General features: G+C 45.0%; 2 tRNA genes and 1 rRNA gene. All 3 read left to right on the top strand.

What is annotated here, in order from left to right:
• Positions 1–96 precede the first annotated feature (96 nt).
• Positions 97–172, top strand: a tRNA-Ala gene (locus PTZ02_RS19615).
• A 5-nt stretch (positions 173–177) separates the two neighbouring features.
• Positions 178–254 (top strand) — tRNA-Ile (locus PTZ02_RS19610).
• Between the two features lie 156 nt (positions 255–410).
• A 23S ribosomal RNA gene (locus PTZ02_RS19605) occupies positions 411–1619 on the top strand; the annotation flags it as partial.

The following is a 1619-nucleotide window of genomic DNA, read 5'->3' as shown; positions in this document are numbered from 1 at the left end:
AGTGTTAAGTAAACAAAATAATAAATTGCACTTTAAAGATTACTACCTCTGTTTAATTTTGAGAGAGTCAATATTCATTATTGAATCTCTATATGTGGGGGTATAGCTCAGCTGGGAGAGCACCTGCCTTGCACGCAGGGGGTCAAGAGTTCGAATCTCTTTATCTCCACCACATATGGGCCTATAGCTCAGCTGGTTAGAGCGCACGCCTGATAAGCGTGAGGTCGATGGTTCGAGTCCATTTAGGCCCACCATTTGTTCTTTGAAAATTGCACATAGTATAAAATTTGTTTTTAAAAACAAAGCCAGTTGGCAAAAAAGTAACTATTTAATAGTTACTCATGTAAAGCTGAATTTAAATCTAAGAAATACTCGCATATTATTAGATTTAAGATATGAATTACTTTATAGGTTAAGCTATAAAGGGCGCATGGTGAATGCCTTGGCATCGGGAGCCGAAGAAGGACGTGATAAGCTGCGATAAGTTTCGGGTAGGCGCAAATAGCCTGTGATCCGGAAATTTCCGAATGAGGAAACTCACATGGGAAACCCCATGTATCCTTAAGTGAATACATAGCTTAAGGAGGGTACACTCAGGGAACTGAAACATCTAAGTACCTGAAGGAAGAGAAAGAAAAATCGATGTCCCTAGTAGCGGCGAGCGAATAGGAAAGAGCCCAAACCAGAAATTTATTTCTGGGGTTTCGGACAGCACCTAAATACTAAATTGCGTTAATCGAAGAGAACTGGAAAGTTCCACCGTAGGAGGTAATAGTCCTGTAGATGAAAATGCGAAATAGTCAGTTCTGATCCAGAGTACCACGAGACACGTGAAACCTTGTGGGAAGCAGGGAGGACCACCTCCCAAGGCTAAATACTACCCGATGACCGATAGTGAAGCAGTACCGTGAGGGAAAGGTGAAAAGAACCCCGGGAGGGGAGTGAAATAGAACCTGAAACCGTGTGCCCACAACCGGTCAGAGCACCATATGAGTGTGATGACGTGCTTTTTGTAGAACGAGCCAACGAGTTACGGTATGTAGCAAGGTTAAGTACTTAAGGTACGGAGCCGAAGGGAAACCGAGTCTGAATAGGGCACAGAGTTGCATGCCGTAGACCCGAAACCGGGTGACCTATCCATGGCCAGGTTGAAGCGAGAGTAAAATCTCGTGGAGGACCGAACCACGTTGGTGTTGAAAAACCATGGGATGAGCTGTGGATAGCGGAGAAATTCCAATCGAACTCGGAGATAGCTGGTTCTCCTCGAAATAGCTTTAGGGCTAGCGTCGGATATGAGTAATGGAGGTAGAGCACTGAATGGGCTAGGGGGCATATCGCTTACCGAACCTTATCAAACTCCGAATGCCATATACTATGAGTCCGGCAGTCAGACTGCGAATGATAAGATCCGTAGTCAAAAGGGAAACAGCCCAGATCGTCAGCTAAGGTCCCAAAGTGTAAGTTAAGTGGAAAAGGATGTGGGATTTCTAAGACAACTAGGATGTTGGCTTAGAAGCAGCCACTCATTAAAAGAGTGCGTAATAGCTCACTAGTCGAGAGATCCTGCGCCGAAGATGTTCGGGGCTCAAACTTACCACCGAAGCTACGGGCTTGCGTAA

Origin of the sequence: Clostridium sp. 'White wine YQ' (genome assembly GCF_028728205.1) — a bacterium.
Lineage (GTDB): Bacteria > Bacillota > Clostridia > Clostridiales > Clostridiaceae > Clostridium_T.
This window is presented reverse-complemented; position numbering and strand designations above follow the sequence as displayed.